The following is a 913-nucleotide window of genomic DNA, read 5'->3' as shown; positions in this document are numbered from 1 at the left end:
ACTATCCACGAGGTCGTTTTGGTGGACGACATCCGTTGTGTGGAATTGGTGTTACATCATTGATCATTGTAATTTCTAAACCAGCTACCTGTAATGCTCTGACAGCTGCTTCACGTCCAGGTCCAGGCCCTTTTACATCTACGGATACTGTCTTCATTCCGTGATCCATTGCTGCTTTTCCAGCTGCTTCTCCTGCTAACTGTGCTGCATATGGTGTTGATTTACGACTTCCCTTGAATCCTAATGCTCCGGCACTGCTCCATGCTACTGCATTTCCACTTTCGTCTGTGATTGTTACGATTGTATTATTGAAAGTCGAGTGAATGTGTGCACATCCTCGCGCAATATTCTTTTTAACACGTCTTTTACGTGTCTTTTGTACTTTTGCCATTCTTTACTCTCCTTCCCTACTACTTCTTCTTGTTAGCCACTGTCTTGGCTTTTCCTTTACGTGTTCTTGCGTTTGTCTTTGTTCTTTGTCCACGTACTGGCAATCCTTTTCTGTGACGCATTCCTCTGTAGCATCCAATTTCCATCAATCTCTTGATGTTTAATTGTACTTCTCTTCTTAAGTCTCCTTCGACTTTGATTGCATCGATTGTTTTACGAATTGCATTTAATTGTTCTTCAGTTAAATCTTTTACTCGAACATCTTCACTGATGCCTGCTTCTTCCAATACTTTCTTTGATGTTGTCAATCCAATACCATAGATGTATGTCAATGAAATGACAACTCGTTTATCGTTTGGAATATCTACTCCTGCTATACGAGCCATTTAGTTTCCTCCTACTTTAGTTTCCTTGTCTCTGTTTGTGTTTTGGGTTTTCACAAATTACCATCACACGTCCTTTGCGTCGAATTACTCGACACTTGTCGCAGATTGGTTTAACAGATGGTCTTACTTTCATCTTT

3 protein-coding genes are annotated in these 913 nt (G+C 40.5%); all 3 read right to left on the bottom strand.

Annotation, left to right across the window (positions count from 1 at the left end):
* Position 1: 1 nt before the first annotated feature.
* The 3 genes from rpsK to rpmJ are packed head-to-tail and all read right to left on the bottom strand — an operon-like array spanning position 2 to position 909.
* Complete coding sequence (rpsK, locus tag NE544_RS12005) at positions 2-391, bottom strand: 30S ribosomal protein S11 (RefSeq protein WP_118116871.1); 390 nt, start codon at positions 389-391, stop codon at positions 2-4.
* A gap of 19 nt (positions 392-410) precedes the next feature.
* The gene (gene rpsM / locus NE544_RS12000; RefSeq protein ID WP_117573903.1) at positions 411-776 is read right to left on the bottom strand and encodes a 30S ribosomal protein S13; all 366 of its coding nucleotides are present in this window, start codon (positions 774-776) and stop codon (positions 411-413) included.
* A 16-nt stretch (positions 777-792) separates the two neighbouring features.
* Positions 793-909 carry a 50S ribosomal protein L36 gene (gene rpmJ, locus NE544_RS11995; RefSeq protein ID WP_003866328.1) on the bottom strand — a complete coding sequence of 39 codons (117 nt, stop codon included), beginning with the start codon at positions 907-909 and terminating at the stop codon, positions 793-795.
* Between the last annotated feature and the right edge of the window lie 4 nt (positions 910-913).

This window comes from Holdemanella sp. MSK.7.32, from assembly GCF_024460475.1.
Classification (GTDB): Bacteria; Bacillota_I; Bacilli_A; order Erysipelotrichales; family Erysipelotrichaceae; genus Holdemanella.
Note: the sequence above shows the minus strand (reverse complement) of the source record. Positions and strands in the feature narration are given on the sequence as shown.

Excerpts from the sequence above, each read along its gene's own strand:
- rpsM (WP_117573903.1), bottom strand. The coding sequence starts at position 776 with ATGGCTCGTATAGCAGGAGTAGATATTCCAAACGATAAACGAGTTGTC.
- rpmJ (WP_003866328.1), bottom strand. The coding sequence starts at position 909 with ATGAAAGTAAGACCATCTGTTAAACCAATCTGCGACAAGTGTCGAGTA.
- rpsK (WP_118116871.1), bottom strand. The coding sequence starts at position 391 with ATGGCAAAAGTACAAAAGACACGTAAAAGACGTGTTAAAAAGAATATT.